Origin of the sequence: Paenibacillus sp. FSL P2-0121, from assembly GCF_037975345.1 — a bacterium.
Taxonomy (GTDB): Bacteria; Bacillota; Bacilli; order Paenibacillales; family Paenibacillaceae; genus Paenibacillus_AQ; species Paenibacillus_AQ odorifer.
In genome coordinates this window covers 6234578-6256689 of the sequence record NZ_CP150245.1, presented here as the reverse complement: position 1 = coordinate 6256689, position 22112 = coordinate 6234578, and the positions used below count along the sequence as shown (strand labels likewise).

The following is a 22112-nucleotide window of genomic DNA, read 5'->3' as shown; positions in this document are numbered from 1 at the left end:
CGCCGATTAGCTAAATATTTAACTATAGTTCAATGTTATCTATTTAGCTAACTGGCAGATTAACGCTATAAGTCTTAGGAATAGTATGCTTAAGTGAAAAAAGTATTCTCATGAATTCTCTAATGTGAATAAATACAAATTCCACTGCAGTTAATCCATTTTCTATACATATTTTTATAGTATATTGAGGTAAATAAAGTGATTATTCACTTTGATAAATCCGAAATTGCTTTGTCGGTATTATTTTATGGCTTCGTAAGGATTGCAAAACCATCGAAATATGGGAGTTTAAAACAGATGTGTGCCGTAGTTAGTTTTATGAAAGGAAGGTGTAGGGGTGAGTATTTATTACGCTTCAAGCAAAGAGGATATCACTAAGGATGCACTCCAAGAGTTATTTCTTTCGGTAGAATGGGAGTCTGGCAAGTATCCAAACGAGCTTTTACAAGCAATCGGAGGGTCTCATTCAATTGTTACCGCTTGGGAAGGAGGAAAGCTTGTCGGTTTAATAAATGCTTTGTCAGATGGTGTTTTAACGGTATATTTTCATTATATGCTTATTAATCCGAGTTATCAGAGTATAGGTATAGGTAAGGAAATGATGAATATAATGCTTGATAGATATAAAGGGTGTAAAACAAAGGTATTAATTTCTTATCCGCATGCAGTGGATTTTTATAATAAGTTTGGCTTTAATACAGAGGATGGAGCTACACCAATGTTTATCTCAGAGTTGATATGATTAAAATAACGGATCACGATAGTTTAATCGCAACAAGAAGGCAGCCGATCCGAGGATCAGCTGCCGTTTTTATTGAAGTAAAGGGGCAGGATAACTCAGTAATTTCGCGAATACTCAAAAGATGGAATTATCACAAAGTTCCCGAATAAGACGTTATAAGAAATCGGCGAGAAACTATAAGGAGCAGAAAACATGAAATGCCCTCACTGTAACAACGAATTAAGTGAACTTCCTTTATGTTACGGAAGTGAAGCACCATATTATTTTTACACTGTACCAGAAGAGAAAAGAACAGAATTAATTAGAGATTTTTGTGTAATTGATGAACAGCATTTCTTTATTAGAGGCCATATTGAAATACCAATAATCGATAGCAAAGAGAAATTTATATGGAGTGTGTGGGTTTCTCTTAGTGAAGAAAACTTTCTGAAGTCTAATGAATTATTGCACGTAGAAGGAAGGGAGACGGAAGAACCTTATTTTGGTTGGTTATCGACTGAACTTTCAATATATCCAATAACTACATTATCGTTAAAGACAATGGTGCATACACAAGAGGTTGGTGCTGTTCCGTTAATAGAATTAGAACAAACGAATCATCCACTTGCAGTTGAACAAAGAGAAGGAATTACAATGGAGAGAGTTAAAGAAATTGCTCATTTAATAAACCATAGTAAGTAAGAGAAAAATTTGAATCTATAGTCGAAGAAGCTGCCGACAGCTTATTAAATCATATCTACGCCAACAGACACCCCTGCAAGGCTAAACTCGGTGCGTAATGTCGTTTAAGCTAACAGGAGACTTTTGTTCAATGAAACAGAGACAGTCTTAATATTTTATTTTCTGCTGACAATGACACTTTTTTATCCAAAAGGCAAACTTTCGGAGGGTATATTCTTGAGGCAGACTAAGCTAACTGAAGTGTTTTTTTATAAGTTGTCGCCCGTGAAACACTCAACGTCACCCGTACTCCTATTAGGGAGTTAACGAGTGGCGTTTTTTCATGCCCGATTCTACAGATGTAGTATCAACAAGGCGTGCCCTAAATCATTACACCTATAAAGATCACGGGTTAAATTGCAATCAACTTCAGCTGATGGAAAGTTAGCTTTACATGTATAATCCAATATGTTATTCTTACGGAAAGTTAACTTTCCATAATTGCTTCAGGAGGTAAGATATTGAAAAACAGGCTTGAAGAGATTAGAAAAGAAAAGGGCATTAAACAAGAAGAACTAGCGGATAAATTGGAAGTATCCAGGCAAACGATTGGTTCACTTGAAAATGGCCGGTATAACCCATCCATCATTCTTGCATTTAAGATTGCGCGATTTTTTGAAATGAGTATTGAAGATATTTTCATTTACGAGGAGGAGCTGGGTAATGAAAACGGCAAGTAAATGGGTGCTCTTAACAATTGCAGGTGCTATTATGGTTTATATGGGTGGATTTATTTTAACTGACGAGAAGCTAAAAGGAATTTCCGGTTTGCTCATTGGTGTGGGTTCAGTCCTTGCAGTGCTTGGAGTAGGAAATATGGTGTATTCGTTATGGCTTAATAAGCCCCAGAACAAAATAAAGAATGATGAGAAAGTTAGAATGAGTAAAATTGAGGCTAATGATGAACGGAAAATAAGAATAAGAGAAAAAGCGGGTTGGAAAACTAATATTGTTAACTTTTACATCCTAATGGCTCTAACTGTTGTATTTAGTTTAATGGGAGTAGATCAAACTGTAGTCACTGTGTTATGTGGTGTTTTTGTTTTTCAAATCTCCTTAGGAATTTTCCTGTTTAATTATTATGCTAAGAGAATGTAATTGGAATGACGTAACATCAATTAGACCATTCGAAAATATTTTATTAGGAGAGAATGACATGGAAGTATTTTCAGAATATTTAGCGCAAATTGATAACCCGCAACATCGGGAAAGAATGGAAGAAGTTTTGGCTTGGGTAGCTGGAAAATTTACTGATTTAAAGCCAAAAGTTGCGTGGAATCAGCCTATGTTTACCGATCACGAGACTTTTATTATTGGTTTTAGTGTATCCAAACATCATTTGGCGGTTGCCCCTGAAATTGCAGGAATTAATCGTTTTTCTGATGAAATAGTGCAGGCAGGTTATGATCACACCAAGCAGTTGTTACGCATCCGGTGGGAAAGTCCCGTTGATTTCTCATTACTTAAAAAAATGATCGAGTTTAATATTTTGGATAAGGCAGACTGTTCAACTTTTTGGCGGAAATAAAATGTATTATTTAGCGTTCAATTCATTTTAAGCAAATTTATATGTGGAAGCACCGGAGGACAAGTCACTTTTAATATGTGATTTGTCTTTTTTATTTGAATTCTCAGCACGAAATATTCAATATTTTGGAAGGTGGACGGAATGTTGGAAGCGAATTTATACACGTTAGTTCAACCTGCTGAATGATGAAAAATGGAAGTGAGACAAATGGCTGCTTCCATTCAAAGAGTCTTTTTTAATAAATATGACACAGTCGGACAAGAGGGAATATTGTTGATGGAAGATCTGACCCCGACACATAACAATTTAGCGGACTGGGAAGTGCCTATTGATTCTGATAAATTATATCCAGATATCAAAATACAACATGCATCCATGGTAATCTAAATGTTGTCAATTTATTATATCCGATGTTCAGCAGTTCAAGGCCGTGCATCATTGATCTTGAAGCAGTGAAGGTTGGGCTTTGTACTGAGGATATCGTTATGTTATTTATCCACGATTTGTTTCACGGCAGTGAGGAGACTACACGTATTTTTGATCTGTATTTTCATTCAATTAACAATAAAATCAGGAGCGCATACACGTACACACAATTTGTGGAGGACGTTAGATTATCGATTATGGAAGGAATCTTTTTTCCAATAAAGTTATTTGTCCATGATGGAATTAAGGATGAGGAGCTTATATGGAAGTCGATAAATGTTTATAAGGATTTAGTTAGGTTTGATTGAAAGACCACTAACAAGTTGTAAGTCAACAAGCCATTATTTAGTTACATTGTATAAGCTGAAGTGGAATAATTGGGATATAACTGTATTAGGTATTGAGATAAGAAGTATTATATACAACAAAAAGTACGTACTTCAAAAAATTCGCTAAAATTCTCGTTTGTACATTCTGCAGCTGTTGTTAGAATGCCATGAACAGTGGCTTAAATGAACTCTACATTTCTACTTTTGTCGCCATTCGTTAACTGGCGTGTATTCCCAGGTTGATTCAGCTGATAACTTCATCACGCTCAATCGTAATCTCATATTAAATTAATGCTGGTGTTTTCTATCGATGATAAAGTGATTCATTTATTTATAAGGAATTTAAGATTAGGAAGTATTCTAAATGTGTTTGTTTGAATTATTATGGGTACTAAACTATAATTTAGAGGTCTAGGAATCTTTCGACAATCGCGGACTCTTGATCAATAGGAGGTGTAATATGAAATTCTTTAGAGATTCTTCAAAGTGGATAAGTATTATTGGCCTAATTCTAGTGTGGATTAGTGTGTCATATATTTTTGGATTTATTACTTATATATCGTTATTCGTTTTACTTTTACTTATCCAAGTAATTCTCATTTCTTCTTCTAATATTCAAATTAAAAAGAATCAGAGACGTGTAATCGTTATAGGTGGACTAGTAGTGTTAATTGGTATTGTAAGTTTTATCATCGCCTTTTTTATTGAAGTACCTATTTGGTATAAGATATTTCTATTAATTGCTCAAGGAGCGTTTGCTTATGCGGAAATTAAAATGTTAATTGAAGCAAGAACATCAAAAAATAGACTGACTAAATAATAGTAATCTGCAAATAAAAATGAGAGGCGATCCCCAATTTGGGTCGCCTCTCATTTTTATATATCAATGTACTTACGCTACTGCTGTATATTCTGTAGTTGTGTAATACGTCCAGTAGGACATGGTTGGATTTACAATAAGTTTTTGCCAAGTAGTAACTGTAACTTTAATTCTAGTGAAATTTTTATAGTCATTTAAGAGGGTATTAAGAATTTCTTTCAACTGATTAGCGGGTGTATAGCTATCAACCTGTTGAATAAGTTGACCAACTGTAATTAGTGTTGCTGCGGCAACAAGAGCACCTGCAATAAAGGGTGGAAGCTTAGCTTTTATAGCGTTAGTAGCTAGCCCGATTCCTACTGAAGTAACAGCGAGACCGAGACCGGTATAACTACTCCCAACGTGAGAGTTAATCATATCTACAAGCTGGGTCTTAGAAATATAATTGGTTTCCGTAGCACGAACTTCCGGACTTCCAACACCTGCCATTACTTGCTGATTTCTTGCTTCTGCCCGTTCTATATTTAGTAATTCTTCCAGCGATGATTCTTTGATAAATTGATTGTTTTCGTTCATTTTAACTCCTCCAAAAAGTTTATTGAAAGAATGGGGGATGTAAGTTCACAAGAAGAATCCCCTTCTTCTAGGAACAAACATTCTTTTCAAAGATTAATATATCATATAGCGTAACGTAACGCAATATTTAATTAATAAAAATATCCAATTATGAAAAAACAGACTTTTCATTCATGAGGAAACTTTTCTTTACTAAGGTTTAAGAACATAAAAATAAAGTGTATTGTCACGATACGTTATATCTTTTTATAATATTTTTTTGTGTTACTATAAATATTATTAAATCCTATCTCTATAAATATTTCTGATTAGGAAGGCTTATCTCACTTAATTATCAAAATTCCAAAAATCATTGTAATGATTTGATGAGTATTAATTAAATTTTAAAGGATATAACAAATGAAAAAGTGAAGAATATGGTAGGACGTAACAAATCGCTATATAATGATCAAAATAAATAAGGAGGTTAACCATGAAATATACCATAAATCTATTTGGTTATAACGTTGATTGTCAATTAACCGTGGGAAATGAAGGATTGCATATTAACATTCTTGAAGATGATCAGCGGGCTTTGAAGCAATATCTAATTCGAGTGTTGCCTAAGTATGGGAGAGAGGTTTCTAGCGCTTCTTCATTACAAACACTGCTGGAGCTTGCCTTAGATGCGGAAAAAACGCTAGAGGGCCGTATGGCCGAGCCTAAATTAAAGCTACCTTATGAGTTTCAACCCGAAATCAAGGAAAAACTAATCGAGGCTGCTTCCTTGCAAGAAATGTCTGCTACTCAACTATTGATTCGTATTATTGAAAAAAAATATCAAGAAATTATTGGATAGGAGAGATACAAAAATGGCCTATGGTAATAAGGTGAAATTTCATTATGATGTACCAGCTTACATTAAACAACAGTTGGCAGAAGCGGCTAAACAGATGGGAATGACAGCAACAGAACTACTATCAAGATCAATAGAAGAAGAGTATGAACGTATTAAGAAAGAAAAAAATTCATCGTCTACAAATTCGATAGTTGGGAAATAAACTGGCCAAAAGTCACTATCTGTTCTAAAGGCATACTTTGATAGGTGTAATCAATTCCGATTCTATCACAGAAAAAAAAGTGTCCTATTTTATAGGATTCTTTTAGACTACTCTCAATTAAATAAATGTAGATATTTGGAGTCGTATCTTCAATCTTACAAGAAAATTCAGATGTTGAGCTTGCATTCATAATTCTTATGATATGCTCGTGAACATGCGCAGGAATTAGTGGTTCAAGGAAAGTAAACGGGAACTGTTGACGTAAGTTCTCATAAATTAGCATAAGATACTAAACCCCTTTCTAGTTTATTATATGTAATCATAACCAGTTTGTTCATTATAACAAACATACGTTCGTATGTTAAGGGAGCAAATAGCTAATATTTTAGAAAATGAATCCCGACAACATATATCAAATACTTAGCAGATTCATTAATGCTGAAGGAAGTGGCCCTCGTTGTTTTTTCTTCAGATGTCTGGATACCCCGGATCAGGGAAGTCTTCATTAGCCAGAGTAATAGCGCAGCATACTTCTGCTGTTATTCTTGATCACGACATTGTAAAGTCTTCTCTTATGGAATCACTTGGAGCAAACATTGGGTTCAAGGAAGTTGGAAAAATTTCGTATGACATTGAATGGGCTTTGATAGATTTCCACTTATCTCAAGGTCATAATGTTATACTCGATAGCCCTTGTTTATACTCTGAAATGATAGAGAGAGGATTGAATCTGACCCGGAAATATAATGTGGAATATAAATATGTAGAATGTCTATTAAATGACTATGATGAGCTCAATAATAGACTGCGAAATAGAAAAAGAATGATTAGCCAGATTGAAAGAGTGCCTTCTGAAGAGACATTGCTAAAAACTATTGAAAATGCTAAAAAGCCATCTAATGTCAGAATACATATTGTTAATACAAAGGAACCGATTGAATCCTATATTAAAAGTGTCATTGAATACTTAAATACTTAGCCTAAATTTTGAGGAGGGGAACAGATGGATTTTGAGAAAGCAGCCCATTTCATTTGGACACATGGCAGATTATTAGAAAGAAGGGTTTTTGAATATATTTTCCACGGTGGATCAATGAGCAATGTTATGACTTCACTAACAGCCTACCAAAACGAAGATGGTGGGTTTGGAAATGCAATAGAGCCGGATTTACGGGTACCCGGTAGTCAGCCACTTTTCATGGAATTTGCACTACGTTTTTTATATGACTGTAACATAAAAGACGAAGAACTTTCTCAAAAAGCATGTGATTATATTTCAAAGCATGCTGATTTAAAAAAAGGGATTCCAACAATATTTCCTTCATCAGCAAACTATCCAAGAGCAGAACATTGGAGTAACCCTCTTTCTACAGAGCCATCATTTAGCAGACTTACTGGTCTTGTCGGGCTTCTTAAGTGGCAAGGGATAGAACATTCCTGGCTTGATAAAGCGACAGAAATTTGTTTGGAAGATATTCACGCACAAGCATATGACGATGCGCATACAATTTTGACTGCATTTTATTTATTGGAAAGCCTACCTCAATCGGATTATATCAAAGGATTATTTCAAAAATTATCTAAGGAGCTTATTACTGCCAACTTCTTTTGTATGGATGCCGCATCCCACAGTTATGGACTCTCTCCTCTAGAATTTTCGCCATCACCCACTTCTTACTGTAGCAGCATATTTTCTGATGAAACCATTCTTGATCACTTAAAAGTATTAGAACACCAACAGGAGGATGATGGAGGATGGCAGATAACATGGGAGCCTCCCGGTGAAACAGCGAGGTTGGAATGGAGAGCCTATAAGACGCTAAAGAGTTTGATGATACTAAATTCATACAATAAGATTAATCTATGAGACTATTAAGGAGATAATAAACACTCCAAGGAGAGGAACCTATGAACAAATTAAGGGCAATCATAGTTCCGTTATTCTTAATCTTTTTATTGGGATGTAGTAAGGAGCAAATTAGCGATAATTCAAAAAAAGAATATAGCAAAGCTGAACAATTTATTACCGATATGGGCTATCTGATCATTAGTAATGAAGGAATTGTTTCTGAATATTTATTAGATAAAAAACTGCTGACGGAAATGCCATACATACAATATTGGAGTGTTCAAAGTGTTGATCCAATCGATTATATAGGCAAGGAAATAACTACAAGTAAGTTCATCGTTAAAAACCACCCCTTAGATAATGAGAAGGATAATACAAAAAAACAAACCCTGATTTTTCTGCTAGAAGCAGACGATCAAGTGATAGGAGGCTATAGTTTTCCTGATTTCGATGAATTACATATGGGCTGGGTTTACACCATTGATGGAAAAACACTCGAAGAATTGACCGGAGAAGCTTTCCCGAAATGGTCTAAGGAGTGGAATTTAAGATATAAATAATGGCTGGGGAGTATTTATAAAGGAGCAGATATGAAAAAACTAATCCTAGTACTTGTAGCTGTGGTTATTATTTCGAATGCGATATGGAGTTATTTATATTTCAATAAAGAGGTCGAAACAAATTTAAACACTGGTGTTCAAGTATATACGCTTATGGGTACAGGGGATACATGGGATGTTTTAGATTACAAAATAATAATTTCATCTAGCAAAATTTTACGGGGACATGGGAAGTTAGTGTTCAAGGGAGACCCAAGCGCTTTAGTGAATAGTAGCTATTATAAGTATGAAGTTAATGAAAAAAACAATAATAATAAGGATGAAACAGTTCTTGTAAATGAAGCTAGGTCAACGGATGGACCCGTTTCAATATTAAGTAACACTGATATCGGGTCTATAACTGGTCCATATTTATATGACGAATTAAATAAAAATAGACAAAATTATGAAAACACCACTTTATCTATTACATGGAATGATAATGAAGGGGAGCTTCATTCCGAAACAATAAGTTTAGATATTGAGAGTGAAATTTCTCTTAAGGATGATCTTTAAGAGTGATAAATCCAAGAGACTAAGATTGAATCTCTACGGACTGAAGGAAGATCCTCTACGCCCCAAAAGCCTGCCGGTACTTCACAGGAGACATGCCTTCAAACCTTCTGAACACTTTAATGAAATAGCTGGACTGGGCAAAACCGGACTGAGTCGCAACCTGAGCAATGGAGAGTCCTGTGGAAACCAGTAAAAGCTTGGCTTTAGCCAGCCGACAATCGGTTAAATAACGGTTTGGAGTTTTACCCATAACCACCCGGAACAGCCTTAGAAAATGATAGCTGCTGTAACCGGTCAATCTTGCCATCGATTCAAGAGACCAAGGGCTGGCACATTCGACATGAATGATATCTGCAGCACTGCGGATGGACTGCCTAACCTCGTGCGGTACTGAGCCGTGAAGCGGCTCGGAGTTCTGCAGCAAGTTTACTAGAAGCTCATACAGCAGAGCAGATAGTCTTGGCTCGCTACGGGTCACGTAGGAAGCACTCAGTAGGTACATTTCCTCGAATAGCTCGTCCAGCTTAGCATCCAAATCAAAAGTGAACAGGTATGCACGAGACTGGTCCACTTCTTCTAATAAGGGAAGGACAATTTCAGTGTTAAAATGAACCCAGCGGACATCCCAAGGCTCGCCTGGGTCAGAGCCGTATTGCTGATAAGCCCCTTTAGGGTACAGAAAACCTCGTCCTCTACTCATCGGAATACGTTCGCCCTCATGGAATACATAACCCTCCCCATCAAAGATCAAATGCAGGTTATAACTCCCCAGAAAACCTTCGCTTCTTCTCTCTGTATGTTGTGGAAAGTGAGTGTAATGTCCCAAAAATTCAGGATAACAGACATATTTCGAAAAAGCCGGTGTCGGCAAATACCATTGTTTCTTCATGTTTGGCAGCACCCGTTTCTGTAGCGCAACAGAGCGCAAGTTGGATTAAGGCAATGAACGCAAGATTGTTATATGATAGCAATATTTTGTTATATAAGACCTCTTATCATTGATACTACAATAGAATTATAAAATATTGAAAGCATATTTTTAATACTTTGGAGGTAATGATGAAGAAACCTGTCGCAACTGAAAAATTCGAGCTTGGCGTCTGTTATTATCCGGAGCACTGGCCAGAAAACATGTGGGAGGACGATTATCGCCGGATGCGTGAACTCGGCTTTACGATCATTCGGATGGGCGAGTTTGCTTGGTCTATTTTTGAACCGGCAGAAGGGCAGTTTCAGTTCGGGCTCTTTGATCGGGCGATTGATCTAGCACATAAATATGGTCTTCAGGTTGTACTTGGTACTCCGACGGCGACGCCTCCAGCTTGGTTGACTGATAAGTATCCCGAAGTTTTAAATGTAACCTACGAAGGTGTTACACTTCAGCATGGCATGCGCCGTCATTATAATTACAGCAGTCCTAAATACCGGGAACTGTGTGCACGTATTGCAGAACAAATGGCTGAACATTACGGCAATCATCCGGGTGTAGTTGGCTGGCAAATTGATAATGAGCTCAACTGTGAGATCAGTGAATTTTATTCGGAGAGTGACCATAAGGCTTTCCGGGAATGGCTACAGCAGAAATATGTTACACTTGAGCATTTGAACGAGGCCTGGGGAGCTGTTTTTTGGAATCAAAGCTATAGTGACTGGTCTCAGGTCTATCTTCCACGTCCGACTCCAGTACCGAAGCAACCCAATCCTCATCAGGCATTGGATGAAAAACGGTTTATTTCGGACAATACAATTTCTTTTGCCAAAAACCAAGCGGATATCATCCGTAAACTTGCCCCTAAGCAGTGGGTAACCACGAACGGTCTGTTCGGGCATCTCGATAGCCATGAAATGACGGATGAACTGTTGGATTTCTTCAGCTATGATTCCTATCCTCAGTTCTCTACTATTTTTTATGACCCGAATGAGCGGAATCCGCTGAATGATAGAGGCTGGGGACTGTCGTTATCTGTTGTTCGTTCGATATCCCCGAATTTCTGCATTATGGAGCAGCAGTCGGGCCCGGGTGGCTGGGTGAACCGGATGGATATGCCTTCTCCAAAGCCCGGGCAGATGCGGTTATGGACTTATCAGTCGATCGCTCATGGAGCAGATATGGTGTTATATTTCCGCTGGCGGACAGCTACGATGGGTAATGAAATTTATTGGCATGGAATCAATGACTATCATAATCAGCCTAACCGGAGAGTGCGGGAAGCGGGGCAGATCGGTCAGGAGCTGGCAGCAGCAGGTCATGCGTTTGTCGGTACTCGTAATCAGGCTAACATTGCTATTGTTCGTGATTATGACAATGAGTGGGATGGAGAATACGATGTTTGGCATGGCCCGTTTATGTGGAAGAGCAATAAGGAGTGGTACAAGGCGCTTCAGCGGAAGCATATCCCGAATGACGTACTCTATTTACGCAAAAAAACAACGCTGGAGGAGCTTGCAAGGTACGACGTGCTTATCTATCCTCACCCAGCGATTATGACAGATGAGACAGCAGCACTGCTGGATGAATATGTTCAGCAAGGCGGCAAACTGATCTTCGGCTGTAGAACCGGCTATAAGGATGAGCACGGTCAATGTTATATGCGTCCTTTCCCAGGTGCTGCTAAGGATCTATGCGGGATCACAGTTGAAGAATTCACAATGGTTAAGGGCAGTCGTCAGCCAACAACAATTAGCTGGTCGGGCGTGACCGAAGTCGTTACAGGAGCAGATGACTTTAATGATATTCTCAAAATAGAGGAAGCTTCGGTTGAAGTGATGGCGGTTTACGCCTCTGATTATTATGCGGGAAAACCGGCGGTAACTAGAAATCGTCGCGGCAAGGGTGAGGTTTGGTATTACGGAGCCGTATTTAATGAACAGGCAGCGGCTGAGATCATAAATTTAATTGATCTACAATCGCCAGCAGATTGGCTGGAGCTCCCAGAAGAGGTAGAACTGCAAGTCCGTACCGGAGCTTCTTCCAGTTATGCTTTTTTGCTTAATTATAATGAGACTCCTGTCACGATCCATCTTCATGAGACCAAAACAGATTTACTGAGCGGCACAACATTGTCGGGCGAGGTGCTTCTGGAAGGATTTGGGGTATTGGTGTTAAACTAACGTATACATTGATCTCACATTTGAGTAGATTTGGATAATTCTCTCTTTTCGGTTATACTTTGAAGTAGCAATTATATAGTCACGGGAGCTTGGTGGGACCAGGCTGAGAGGATAGTTATAACTATCGACCGTCAAACCTGATCTGGATAATGCCAGCGGAGGAAATGGAGCTCTATTTCTATTTGTCTACTCTAAGGCCGCATCTTATACAGATGTGGCCTTTTCTATGTGTGGGGAGTAGACCGTCTCCGCTTGATCAAATCACCTTATAGGAGGAATTGAGATGACAAGCGAATTGAACAACGATCCAATCAATCTATCAGCTTTTCCAGCAAGTCAAAAAGTGTATGTAAAGGGTTCACGGTCTGATATTCAGGTGCCTATGCGGGAGATCTCACTTAGTCCAACTGCGGGCATAGACGGCGAAGAGGAGAATGCTCCAATTCATGTCTATGACACAAGCGGGGCTTATACGGATGCTAATATTCATACTGATATTCGTCAGGGGTTAGAGCCCAATCGTCTGAGCTGGATTGAGGAACGAGGGGATGCGGAAGCGTACGAAGGAAGAACCGTGAAGCCTGAAGATAACGGGAATGCAACGGGAAAAGCTGTGGCGGAAGTGTTTCCAGCGCTCCATAGAAAACCTTTGCGAGCGAAAAAGGGGCGTAATGTCTCTCAAATGCATTATGCACGCAAAGGGATTATTACTTCTGAAATGGAATACGTTGCGATTCGTGAGAATGTGACACCGGAATTTGTAAGAGATGAAGTAGCCCGCGGCCGCGCCATCATTCCAGCGAATATCAATCATCCAGAGAGTGAACCAATGATTATTGGACGCAATTTTTTAGTGAAGATCAATGCCAATATAGGAAATTCCGCAGTATCCTCATCCATAGAAGAAGAGGTAGAGAAGATGAGATGGGCCACCCGCTGGGGTGCAGATAATATAATGGATCTCTCCACAGGTAAAAACATCCATACGACACGCGAGTGGATCATCCGTAATTCTCCTGTTCCTATTGGAACGGTGCCTATCTATCAAGCGTTGGAAAAAGTGAATGGGAAAGCGGAAGATTTAACGTGGGAAGTATACCGTGATACGCTCATAGAGCAAGCGGAGCAAGGGGTTGATTATTTTACCATTCATGCAGGGGTTCTGCTTCGTTATATCCCGTTGACTGCACAACGTATGACAGGCATTGTTTCAAGAGGTGGCTCCATCATGGCGGCATGGTGTCTTGCGCATCATCAAGAGAACTTTTTATATACACATTTTGAAGAGATATGTGAAATCATGAAGCTGTACGATGTTTCTTTTTCCCTAGGCGATGGATTACGTCCGGGTTCGATTGCTGATGCGAATGATGAAGCACAATTTGCCGAGTTAGAGACGTTAGGTGAATTAACAGCTATAGCTTGGAGTCATGATGTACAGGTAATGGTAGAGGGTCCAGGACATGTGCCGATGCACTTGATTAAAGAGAATATGGATAAGCAACTTGAAACTTGTAACGAAGCCCCTTTTTATACATTAGGTCCACTGACTACAGATATTGCGCCTGGTTATGATCATATTACCTCTGCTATAGGTGCAGCGATGATTGGTTGGTTCGGTACAGCTATGTTATGTTACGTAACTCCGAAGGAACATCTTGGCCTGCCTAATAAGGAAGATGTACGTATAGGGGTCATTACTTATAAAATAGCGGCTCATGCCGCAGATTTGGCGAAAGGGCATAAAGGAGCACAAGACCGGGATAATGCTCTTTCGAAAGCCCGTTTTGAATTTCGTTGGCGTGATCAATTTCATTTATCGTTAGATCCTGAGCGAGCGCTCGAATATCATGATGAGACATTGCCTGCGGAAGGCGCTAAAACAGCTCATTTCTGTTCCATGTGCGGGCCGAAATTTTGCAGTATGAAGATCTCTCATAATATCCGGAATACGACGAGAATTGAATCAGGAATGCAAGAGAAGGCGCAAGAGTTTCTCCAAGGCGGGAGCCTCATTTATAGATAACTTTTTCTGCTAAAAAGAAATATCTAAAAGAAGTCGTCATTGGCGGCTTCTTCTTTTATACTTTGAATAGATAGGAGTTGATGAATTGGAAGCGATTCGTTCAGAGGAAGCCATTTTAGAGGATTTAAGTAATAGTTTCTATCATTTTTTTGGATTGAAAGTCCTTCATGCTACCCCAATAAAACGTGGCTGGTTAAATCTTAAATGGAAAATCATAACGGATTCAGGACCATTTCTACTTAAACAATACAACAAAAAAAGATATAAATTGTATAACCCAGAAGAGCTGAACTTTGCTTTTTCTCAACAGAAAAGACTGTATCTACAGGGGCTCCCATGTCCCGGATTGTTGGCTTATAACCATAAAGTTTTATTGGAATCAGATATGGGAGAGACGTTTATGGTTATGGAATATTGTGAAGGGCGTGTCATAGAGCCGGGCAAAATTAACATCCTTCAAATGTTTGATTTGGGTCGTGGCACAGGTAAAATGCATCGTTTATTAAATGATGGGACCCTTAGTTTGAAAAGAACCCCACAATTTATTCCCCAAAGCCCTGAGGAACGTTTAGAACATTGGAATGTACTCCTACAACAATCAAAGGAAATGGGCAAAACTTCACTCATCACTGACCTAGAGATACAACTGAGAGCGACTGAAGAAATAGATCCGGAAATATTCGAAGGACTTGTAGCTGGATGGGCACATCGTGATTTATGGGTTGATAATCTTTTATTTCAAGATAGCCAATTGTCTGCAATTCTAGATTTTGATCGGTTCAAATATGATTATCCGCAGCTTGATGTAGCGCGAGCAGTGATGTCATGTGCTTTAGATGAAGATTTAGATGGAGCGCTAGCTTCAGCATTTATTGACGGATATCGTGAGGAACGAACGGTGGAGCAAGGGGATTTAACAAAATCATTGCAGTTGTTGTGGTATATGGAAAGCCCGTGGTGGATTAATGCCGCGATGGACAAACATAGTGTACCTCCAAAACGTTTTGCAAAAGAAATGAATTGGCTGGCTAAGAACCTGAACAATTTACCTGCTATCTTAGGGAACTTATAGTGAAAACGATTGAATTATAGCCTAAAAGATGCATTGACCAGCAAAAGTTTGGCGCCTATAATCTTAACAAGGAAAATCCATCAGATATAGAGCTGTTTGTAAACGCATACAATGAGTTTTTTCCTTATTAATCATTGAAGGAGGAGATCAAACCTATCAAGTATTTCTTTTTTTCTCATTTTTGCAAACGTTTGCACCCCACGATGGCGCTTAAAATCGTAAGCTGCACTTAAAATTATGAGGAGGTTATTTACTTGGTATCCAAACAATCCAGGCGTTATATTTCGTGGTTAATTATTTTTTTACTCATTTTTAGTTTATTTGGTTTATCGGGTGGAGCATCGGCCAGCAATACGGATCATACAGTCACCTATACAAATCCTACAGCGGCAGCTGTGACCTTACATTGGACTACGAATAACTGGGCTAATACTACGGACACGGTGATGACCAAAAATGGAACCACGTTCATCGCCAACCTCAATGTTCAGGAAGGTGCTACCCTAATTTATTGTTATCACATCACGGCTCCAACGGATAGTTGGGACAATAACGGCGGGAAGAACTGGACGGTTGTTATTCCGGTCGCCGGGAAATACGAAGCAGAGAGTGCATCCTTGTCTGGTGGTGCAAAAGTAAATACGAATCACACCGGATATTCGGGCACTGGTTTTGTTGATGGATATACAACTACAGGAGCAGCCACCACTTTTAACGTCCAGGCTTCCGCAGCAGGGTCCTATAATGCCACGCTTCACTATGCTAATGCATCCGGCAGTGCTAAAAAGGTGTCCATTTATGTCAATGGAATAAAGGTTACACAGACAACATTAGCCAACCTGACCAACTGGGATACATGGGCAGACCAAACAGAAACACTCTCCTTACAGGCAGGAAATAACACGCTTGCTTATAAATATGACTCAGATGATAGCGGGAATATTAATATCGACTATGTGACCCTTTCGGCCGGAGCTACACCAACACCAACGATAACTCCTACCCCAACAGTGACGCCAACACCTACGGTAACTCCTACACCAACAGTGACGCCAACACCTACGGTAACTCCTACACCTACGGTAACTCCTACACCTACGGTAACTCCTACACCAACAGTGACGCCAACACCTACGGTAACTCCTACACCTACGGTAACTCCTACACCAACAGTGACGCCAACACCTACCATAACACCCACACCAACGCCAACGCCAACGCCAACAGTGACGCCAACACCTACACCTACTTCAGCGGGGCTAACCGTTCACTTTAAGAAACCAGCAAGCTGGAATGCAGCGATCCGCATCCATTACTGGAATCTGAATCCGGCAACCGTTCCGACTAGTGGAGCGTGGCCGGGAATACTGATGAAATCGGACGGGAACGATTGGTATAGCTATACTGTTCCAAATGCTACAGGGGCAAGCCTGATCTTTAATGACGGCAATGGCAAACAGACGGCTGACTTATCTCGCAGCGTAAAAGAGGGCTGGTATAACTCAGATAACGTATGGTATGACGCCAATCCAGACGTTCCTAAGGTTCCGGTGATATCCGTCTCTCCTGTGCCCAAAACCTATGATTCTGCCCAAACGGTGACACTATCCAGTACAAATAGCGGCGATAAAATTTATTATACGACCGACGGATCAACACCTACGACAACCTCAACGTTGTATACGACTCCAATCCAAGTACCTTCTTCTTTGACTATCAAAGCATTCGGCGTTAACTCTATAGGGCAAGCGGGTAATGTAGGCTCTTTTGCTTATGTGATTGATCTGAATGCCGATTTGCAAGCTCCGATTATCACTGCGAATCTGCCTGTTGGGAATTCGAGCTCAGCGGTTTCCGTATCTTTTAATATAAAAGACAACAAGGCGGCAACAACCACAGCATATTACACAGATAATGGTACGGAACCAACAACGAGTTCAAAAGTCTATATTTCAGGCAATGCACTAACATCTCTTGCGGGACCGTCTATCTTGATTAACAAGACGACAACCTTAAAATTCCTTGTGATCGATGGTGCCGGAAATGAAACCAAACAGAGTTTTGTTTATAACATTGGTAATAAGGGTGATTTTCGTGAAGATACGATTTATTTTGTAATCACTTCCCGGTTCTATGACGGTGATCCGAGTAACAACGAGCATGCATGGGAGGATGCCAAGGCAGGAAATCCGGACTCGGATCCAGCTTGGCGAGGGGATTTCAAAGGACTGATTCAAAAGCTCGATTACATTAAAGCCTTAGGATTCAGTGCCATCTGGATTACACCTGTGGTGCAGAATGCCAGCGGTTATGATTATCATGGGTACCATGCAATAAATTTTGCAAAAGTAGATCCAAGATATGAATCCGCAGGGGCATCCTATCAGGATTTGATCAATGCAGCACACGCTAGAGGGATAAAGGTTATTCAAGATATTGTCGTCAATCATACCGGTAATTTTGGAGAAGAAAATCTGTTCCCGATGTTCAAAAAAGATCCAACGGCGGCGGACACCGTGAGTAACATGCTCAAAATTACGGATAAGCTGCCAGCTAACTATGATTCCATGACCCCGGATCAGCAATATCAGGCAAGACTTGCCTTAATGAAGACTGCGGAGACTAACAATAATATTTACCATACGGAAAAAAGTCTTTCTTGGGAGTCTTACACCGTCCAGACAGGACAGATTGCGGGAGACTGTGTGGACTTAAACACAGAGAATCCTCTAGTGAATCAGTATCTAATCGACAGCTATAATCAATATATTGATATGGGTGTGGATGCTTTCCGGGTCGATACTGTAAAGCATGTAAGCCGGTATATTTTTAACAAATATTTTGTGCCGGCATGGAAAACAAGAGGGGGCTCAGACTTCTTTGTCTTTGGGGAAGTGGCTACTCGGTACAGAGATGTGTGGAACAGTGGAATTCCGGCGATATCAACACCATTTTATACTTGGAAAAGCTCAAAACCCTATCCAGGTGACGGTCAAAATGACTACGCTTCCAACAAGCTATCGGTGGAACAAGAGTGGGCAGATAACTCTACTACAGCAGGACAACCTACCTCGAACAATGCTTTTTTAACAGGAAATACTTATCATACGCCTGATTATTCGAAGAAATCGGGTATGGATGTTATTGATTTTCCAATGCACTGGGCTTTCAAAACTGCTCAGGAAGCATTCAGTATGAGAAGCGGTGATCAATTCTATAATGATGCTACCTGGAATGTAACTTATATTGACTCTCATGACTATGCACCTGACCAAGCACCAGAAAATCAAAGATTTGCCGGCACACAGGACACTTGGGCTGAGAATCTCGCGCTGATGTTCACCTTCCGAGGAATACCTGCGATCTATTATGGTTCTGAAATTGAGTTCAAAAAAGGATCAGTCATTGATGTAGGTCCAAATGCGCCGTTAAGTACAACAGGCCGTGCTTACTTTGGCGATCATATTGAGGGTAGTGTTACTGTTCAAGATTACGGTAAATATACCAATGCTACTGGCACACTTGCAGACTCGTTAAATTATCCTCTGGCGAAACATATCAGACAACTTAATTTAATCAGAAGAGCAGTTCCTGCTTTGCAAAAAGGCCAATATTCCACAGAAAATGTATCAGGTGATTTGGCATTTAAAAGAAGATACACTGATAGTAGCAAAGGAATCGATAGCTTTGCTTTGGTTACGATCTCAGGAAATGCAACATTCACCGGAATTCCTAACGGAACATATGTGGATGCGGTCACTGGTGATACCAAAACCGTTACCAACGGTGTGATCACAATCAACTGCTCCGGTAAAGGAAATGCACGGGTGTATGTATTGAACGGTAGTGGTGGAATCGGAGAGTCAGGAACCTATTTGAAGTAGGACCTTGTATATTAGTTATCAAAAATAGCCTCAGTTCGGGATGAACCCGTACTGAGGTTGATTTTATATAGTACAGATTGAAACGTCAGTATTTTTACCCGTGTTTAATGCAAAGTTCTTGCCATTTCATAAGCCAACTATATTGTTCATCGCAGAATTCTTTGGATATACTTTGCAATCCTTGACACTGCACTATTCTTGAGATGATTTGAAAATGTCTGATCGCAATAAAATCGAAAAGAGCCTTAAACTCATTACTACTTATTGTACGTGTTGTACTATAACCCGAATAAAAACGTTCGTACAAACGCATGATTTGATCATACATCGATTCATTTGAGTGATTAAAATCGGTAGCATCACACATGTATGCAACATCCATACTCGGATAATCACCCGAAGCATCATCGAAGTCCAAAAGAATATATTCACCGCACTCATTTCTGAGCATATTTCCTGTGTGAAGGTCACCGTGACAAAAGCTTTTGGGAAGCCTTGTGAAACGTTCCCATAATTCATTGCCGTAATGATTTAGTTCAAGGATTTTTCCTGGGTCAAATTGGAGATCTTGCATATTGGAGATATAACCATCGATGTAATCGAATTTTGTTCTACGGATAAGCTTCTCGGGGTATCGCTCCATTAAGTTATGGAGTTTCCCGATCTGTGTCCCGATGCTCTTCGCCTCGATTTTACCATCGGGTGTTGCTCCCTCGACATAATCGTATAGTATTCCAACGCAGCTGCCAGCCTGACTACTGAGTATAATGTGGCTATCATTCTGTACAGTTCTAATCACAGAAACTGCTGGATATGAGTTAGCTTTTAAATAATCGAGGATGCGAACCGTCTGCAGAGCATCATCCGTTTTAAAGCTACGAAATATTTTGAACATATACTTTTTCTCTTGGTTCTGCAAAAAATACACCCTACCGATCATCTCACGATGAAGGTTGATATTCTCTATATTTATTTGATAGGAGTGTTTAATTTCATTGATAAGGCTATCATATTCCATATACAAAGATCTCCTTCTGATATATATCGAGCTATAAAAAAGTATATTCTCTTTGTACTTTATAACTAATATATAAAGCTTACACATACCATATGTCACAAGAAAATATTTAAGACAACCAAATAATGCTTGTAAATCATGATTGGAGATATTTATGCATACTATAGACGTCGATTTAGTAGCAAGATTAATAAATGAACAATTTCCTGAATGGTCCGATTTAGAGATCAGGCCTGTAAAATTCAGTGGGCATGATAATCGGACTTTTCATTTAGGTGAACAGATGAGTGTGCGATTACCAAGTGCAGCCGCTTATGTTCCTCAAGTGGAGAAAGAACAAAAATGGTTACCTTTTTTAAAGAAAGGACTTACGTTACCTATTTCAACACCATTAGCGAAAGGGACACCTACCAAAGAATATCCCTGGCCTTGGTCTATTAATAATTGGCTAGAGGGAGAGACTTTATCCCATGAGAACATTAATAATCTCAATCAATTTGCGAGAGACTTGGGAAGCTTTTTAATTGAATTACAGTCTATTGATGCTAGTGGGGGACCTTTAGCCGGAGAGCATAATTTTTATAGAGGTGGGTCCTTAGCTGTATATGATGAGGAATCTAGAAATGCGATTGAGCATAATAAAGATATTTTTAATGAAGGTCTATTGAAAAAGATCTGGGAACTGGCATTAGACTCTGAATGGGAGTCAGAACCAGTTTGGGTTCATGGTGATGTCGCACCTGGAAATATATTAGTCAAAGACGGACAGCTTTGTGCAGTCATTGATTTTGGCATATTAGGGGTGGGTGATCCTGCTTGTGATGCTGCAATGGCGTGGACTTTTTTTGATGAGGCTAGTAGAAGAATCTTTAAAAAGGTATTAAACATGGATGCACAAACGTGGAATAGAGCAAGAGGGTGGGCTTTATGGAAAGCACTGATCACCTATAATGGAAATCGATATTCTAATCCAACAGTAGCGGAAGAATCCTTGAATATTATCAATCTAATAGTAGAAGACATCGAATTGTAGAAATTGAACTACATAAAACATGTAAACTAAACCATAATAGTCAATAAGCACGAATGAGCATCAGTCAGATGATAAAGTGTTGTATTTAAATCCGAAAGAAAGGAATTTGTATGAACATTTAGCGACTGACAACGATTATCATATTAGAATTATTATAAATAACTTGACAGGCCTTAATTTGGTTAATTATAATAATTATAAATAGTATCCACTCTATTCATAAATTAAACCCAAAGGAGATTAAACAATATGTCATTAATCGGAACAGAAGTACTACCATTCAAAGCAAGCGCATTTCAAGATGGGAAATTTATCGATGTTACAGAAGAAAACTTCAAAGGTAAATGGAGTGTAGTTTGCTTTTACCCAGCTGACTTCACATTCGTATGCCCAACTGAACTAGAAGATTTGCAGAACCAATATGAAACCCTCAAACAACTAGGTGTTGAAGTATATTCCGTTTCTACTGACACACACTTTACACATAAAGCATGGCATGAAAGCTCCGCAGCAATTGGCAAGGTGAAATACATTATGATCGGCGATCCTTCCCATGTGGTTTCCCGCAACTTTGATGTATTGATCGAAGCTGACGGTCTTGCAGATCGTGGTACATTCATCATTGATCCAGACGGTGTTATTCAAACTGTTGAGATTAATGCTGGTGGTATCGGCCGTGATGCTAGCGCTCTTGTTAACAAAATTAAAGCAGCGCAATATGTACGCAATCATCCAGGTGAAGTTTGCCCAGCGAAATGGTCGGAAGGTGCAGAAACTCTTAAACCAAGTCTCGATCTTGTAGGTAAGATTTAAGGAGCGAAAG

General features: G+C 39.3%; 22 protein-coding genes and 1 riboswitch. Of the genes, 19 read left to right on the top strand and 3 right to left on the bottom strand.

Annotation, left to right across the window (positions count from 1 at the left end):
* The first annotated feature begins 337 nt into the window (after positions 1-337).
* From MKY54_RS27540 to MKY54_RS27510, 7 genes are all read left to right on the top strand, one after another.
* Positions 338-742, top strand: a complete 405-nt coding sequence (locus MKY54_RS27540; RefSeq protein ID WP_038573410.1) for a GNAT family N-acetyltransferase — start codon at positions 338-340, stop codon at positions 740-742.
* 192 nt (positions 743-934) lie between these two features.
* Entirely contained in the window at positions 935-1423 is a 489-nt protein-coding gene (locus tag MKY54_RS27535) for a DUF2199 domain-containing protein (protein WP_076309005.1), read from the top strand.
* Between the two features lie 500 nt (positions 1424-1923).
* Positions 1924-2142 (top strand): helix-turn-helix transcriptional regulator, encoded by a 219-nt coding sequence (locus MKY54_RS27530; RefSeq protein WP_036681352.1) that lies wholly within the window; start codon positions 1924-1926, stop codon positions 2140-2142.
* A complete protein-coding gene (locus tag MKY54_RS27525; RefSeq protein ID WP_076129794.1) occupies positions 2126-2560 on the top strand; it encodes a hypothetical protein in 435 nt (144 codons plus the stop codon). Before MKY54_RS27530 ends, MKY54_RS27525 begins: the two co-directional genes overlap by 17 nt.
* Before the next feature lie 58 nt (positions 2561-2618).
* On the top strand, positions 2619-2990 hold the full coding sequence (locus MKY54_RS27520) for an iron chaperone (protein WP_076309004.1): 372 nt from the start codon (positions 2619-2621) through the stop codon (positions 2988-2990).
* A gap of 192 nt (positions 2991-3182) precedes the next feature.
* Positions 3183-3377, top strand: coding sequence for a hypothetical protein (locus MKY54_RS27515; RefSeq protein ID WP_179086848.1), 195 nt, complete (start codon positions 3183-3185; stop codon positions 3375-3377).
* 828 nt (positions 3378-4205) lie between these two features.
* Positions 4206-4565 (top strand): hypothetical protein, encoded by a 360-nt coding sequence (locus MKY54_RS27510; RefSeq protein ID WP_076282697.1) that lies wholly within the window; start codon positions 4206-4208, stop codon positions 4563-4565.
* 72 nt (positions 4566-4637) lie between these two features.
* Here the strand turns inward: MKY54_RS27510 and MKY54_RS27505 are convergent, their stop codons facing one another.
* Positions 4638-5141, bottom strand: a complete 504-nt coding sequence (locus MKY54_RS27505) for a hypothetical protein (RefSeq protein ID WP_076220913.1) — start codon at positions 5139-5141, stop codon at positions 4638-4640.
* 472 nt (positions 5142-5613) lie between these two features.
* On the opposite strand from MKY54_RS27505, the gene MKY54_RS27500 reads away from it, so the two are divergent.
* The 6 genes from MKY54_RS27500 (at position 5614) to MKY54_RS27475 (ending at position 9145) form a co-directional block, all read left to right on the top strand.
* Complete coding sequence (locus MKY54_RS27500) at positions 5614-5979, top strand: hypothetical protein (protein WP_076277820.1); 366 nt, start codon at positions 5614-5616, stop codon at positions 5977-5979.
* A 13-nt stretch (positions 5980-5992) separates the two neighbouring features.
* Positions 5993-6181 carry a hypothetical protein gene (locus MKY54_RS27495; protein WP_076219833.1) on the top strand — a complete coding sequence of 63 codons (189 nt, stop codon included), beginning with the start codon at positions 5993-5995 and terminating at the stop codon, positions 6179-6181.
* A 457-nt stretch (positions 6182-6638) separates the two neighbouring features.
* Positions 6639-7160: an AAA family ATPase gene (locus MKY54_RS27490; RefSeq protein WP_076186542.1), complete on the top strand. Its 522-nt coding sequence runs from the start codon at positions 6639-6641 to the stop codon at positions 7158-7160.
* 24 nt (positions 7161-7184) lie between these two features.
* Positions 7185-8048, top strand: a complete 864-nt coding sequence (locus MKY54_RS27485; protein ID WP_339188593.1) for a hypothetical protein — start codon at positions 7185-7187, stop codon at positions 8046-8048.
* Between the two features lie 41 nt (positions 8049-8089).
* The gene (locus MKY54_RS27480; RefSeq protein ID WP_339188590.1) at positions 8090-8590 is read left to right on the top strand and encodes a hypothetical protein; all 501 of its coding nucleotides are present in this window, start codon (positions 8090-8092) and stop codon (positions 8588-8590) included.
* 30 nt (positions 8591-8620) lie between these two features.
* Positions 8621-9145, top strand: a complete 525-nt coding sequence (locus MKY54_RS27475; RefSeq protein WP_076308999.1) for a hypothetical protein — start codon at positions 8621-8623, stop codon at positions 9143-9145.
* A gap of 55 nt (positions 9146-9200) precedes the next feature.
* Here MKY54_RS27475 and MKY54_RS27470 read toward each other — a convergent pair whose 3' ends face one another.
* Positions 9201-10034, bottom strand: a complete 834-nt coding sequence (locus tag MKY54_RS27470; RefSeq protein ID WP_076308998.1) for an AraC family transcriptional regulator — start codon at positions 10032-10034, stop codon at positions 9201-9203.
* 170 nt (positions 10035-10204) lie between these two features.
* On the opposite strand from MKY54_RS27470, the gene MKY54_RS27465 reads away from it, so the two are divergent.
* From MKY54_RS27465 to MKY54_RS27450, 4 genes are all read left to right on the top strand, one after another.
* The gene (locus MKY54_RS27465) at positions 10205-12256 is read left to right on the top strand and encodes a beta-galactosidase (RefSeq protein ID WP_339188587.1); all 2052 of its coding nucleotides are present in this window, start codon (positions 10205-10207) and stop codon (positions 12254-12256) included.
* A 71-nt stretch (positions 12257-12327) separates the two neighbouring features.
* Positions 12328-12436, top strand: a riboswitch (TPP riboswitch).
* Positions 12437-12539: 103 nt separating this feature from the next.
* Positions 12540-14282 (top strand): phosphomethylpyrimidine synthase ThiC, encoded by a 1743-nt coding sequence (gene thiC, locus MKY54_RS27460; RefSeq protein ID WP_339188585.1) that lies wholly within the window; start codon positions 12540-12542, stop codon positions 14280-14282.
* An 85-nt stretch (positions 14283-14367) separates the two neighbouring features.
* Positions 14368-15354, top strand: a complete 987-nt coding sequence (locus MKY54_RS27455) for a phosphotransferase (protein ID WP_339188583.1) — start codon at positions 14368-14370, stop codon at positions 15352-15354.
* A 254-nt stretch (positions 15355-15608) separates the two neighbouring features.
* On the top strand, positions 15609-19238 hold the full coding sequence (locus MKY54_RS27450) for an alpha-amylase family glycosyl hydrolase (protein ID WP_339188580.1): 3630 nt from the start codon (positions 15609-15611) through the stop codon (positions 19236-19238).
* Between the two features lie 94 nt (positions 19239-19332).
* Here MKY54_RS27450 and MKY54_RS27445 read toward each other — a convergent pair whose 3' ends face one another.
* Entirely contained in the window at positions 19333-20256 is a 924-nt protein-coding gene (locus tag MKY54_RS27445; RefSeq protein WP_339188577.1) for a phosphotransferase, read from the bottom strand.
* Between the two features lie 154 nt (positions 20257-20410).
* On the opposite strand from MKY54_RS27445, the gene MKY54_RS27440 reads away from it, so the two are divergent.
* Together MKY54_RS27440 and ahpC are read left to right on the top strand one after the other, a co-directional pair.
* On the top strand, positions 20411-21289 hold the full coding sequence (locus tag MKY54_RS27440) for an aminoglycoside phosphotransferase family protein (RefSeq protein ID WP_339188575.1): 879 nt from the start codon (positions 20411-20413) through the stop codon (positions 21287-21289).
* Positions 21290-21538: 249 nt separating this feature from the next.
* Complete coding sequence (gene ahpC, locus MKY54_RS27435) at positions 21539-22102, top strand: alkyl hydroperoxide reductase subunit C (protein WP_036681373.1); 564 nt, start codon at positions 21539-21541, stop codon at positions 22100-22102.
* Positions 22103-22112 lie beyond the last annotated feature (10 nt).

Coding starts and splice junctions, on each gene's coding strand:
- MKY54_RS27440 (WP_339188575.1), top strand. CDS start 20,411: ATGCATACTATAGACGTCGATTTAGTAGCAAGATTAATAAATGAACAA.
- MKY54_RS27510 (WP_076282697.1), top strand. CDS start 4,206: ATGAAATTCTTTAGAGATTCTTCAAAGTGGATAAGTATTATTGGCCTA.
- MKY54_RS27505 (WP_076220913.1), bottom strand. CDS start 5,141: ATGAACGAAAACAATCAATTTATCAAAGAATCATCGCTGGAAGAATTA.
- thiC (WP_339188585.1), top strand. CDS start 12,540: ATGACAAGCGAATTGAACAACGATCCAATCAATCTATCAGCTTTTCCA.
- MKY54_RS27445 (WP_339188577.1), bottom strand. CDS start 20,256: ATGGAATATGATAGCCTTATCAATGAAATTAAACACTCCTATCAAATA.
- MKY54_RS27475 (WP_076308999.1), top strand. CDS start 8,621: ATGAAAAAACTAATCCTAGTACTTGTAGCTGTGGTTATTATTTCGAAT.
- MKY54_RS27535 (WP_076309005.1), top strand. CDS start 935: ATGAAATGCCCTCACTGTAACAACGAATTAAGTGAACTTCCTTTATGT.
- MKY54_RS27465 (WP_339188587.1), top strand. CDS start 10,205: ATGAAGAAACCTGTCGCAACTGAAAAATTCGAGCTTGGCGTCTGTTAT.
- MKY54_RS27500 (WP_076277820.1), top strand. CDS start 5,614: ATGAAATATACCATAAATCTATTTGGTTATAACGTTGATTGTCAATTA.
- MKY54_RS27525 (WP_076129794.1), top strand. CDS start 2,126: ATGAAAACGGCAAGTAAATGGGTGCTCTTAACAATTGCAGGTGCTATT.
- MKY54_RS27485 (WP_339188593.1), top strand. CDS start 7,185: ATGGATTTTGAGAAAGCAGCCCATTTCATTTGGACACATGGCAGATTA.
- ahpC (WP_036681373.1), top strand. CDS start 21,539: ATGTCATTAATCGGAACAGAAGTACTACCATTCAAAGCAAGCGCATTT.
- MKY54_RS27470 (WP_076308998.1), bottom strand. CDS start 10,034: ATGAAGAAACAATGGTATTTGCCGACACCGGCTTTTTCGAAATATGTC.
- MKY54_RS27480 (WP_339188590.1), top strand. CDS start 8,090: ATGAACAAATTAAGGGCAATCATAGTTCCGTTATTCTTAATCTTTTTA.
- MKY54_RS27520 (WP_076309004.1), top strand. CDS start 2,619: ATGGAAGTATTTTCAGAATATTTAGCGCAAATTGATAACCCGCAACAT.
- MKY54_RS27495 (WP_076219833.1), top strand. CDS start 5,993: ATGGCCTATGGTAATAAGGTGAAATTTCATTATGATGTACCAGCTTAC.
- MKY54_RS27515 (WP_179086848.1), top strand. CDS start 3,183: ATGGAAGTGAGACAAATGGCTGCTTCCATTCAAAGAGTCTTTTTTAAT.